We start from the raw sequence: 524 nt of genomic DNA on the forward strand, positions 1-524 counted from the left end.
CCTACATCATCCATAAGTTCTCTAGTGTTATTGTGATGACTGGTATAGTTGTTTGGGGAGAACTGTATCTCTTCCCAGTTCTGGCGGTGAGAACGGGCGGTTTGAACCCCAAGGAAGAGAAATTGTCCATTTTTGGGGGTTACGTGATAGGAGTGTCACATTCGGTACGGCGTCAATTATTGGTGACCGAGGATGTCAGCAGGCTTGAAATTGGCATTCTTGACATACCACCTCAGTTCAGCTAAATCGATGAGTCAAAAACCGTCTCAGCATAGAGCACAGTCTCAACGAGTGAACAATACACGAACGGGACAATAGTGGATGCCAGTCAGACACACCACACACCGAGTAAGCGAGACCAATCGGTATGAACCCAATTCCGGTTCGACTGCCTCGACAAACCCCGAACGTGACAACAACAGATAACGGGTGGCGGGTACGCCATCGACTATGACGCTCACCGCCGACCAAGAGAAAATCGAGGTCGCCATCCGATCGATTTGTGAAAGTAACCAATAATTGAC

Annotated in this window: 1 protein-coding gene; it reads left to right on the forward strand. The window is 48.5% G+C overall.

Features of this window, described 5'->3' with window-relative positions; translation table 11 throughout:
* The coding region (locus AUR66_RS22770) for a hypothetical protein (RefSeq protein ID WP_231727919.1) at nt 1-245 on the forward strand (245 nt) is incomplete at its 5' end.
* Nucleotides 246-524: the final 279 nt, after the last annotated feature.

This window comes from Haloferax profundi (assembly GCF_001469865.1).
Classification (GTDB): Archaea; Halobacteriota; Halobacteria; order Halobacteriales; family Haloferacaceae; genus Haloferax; species Haloferax profundi.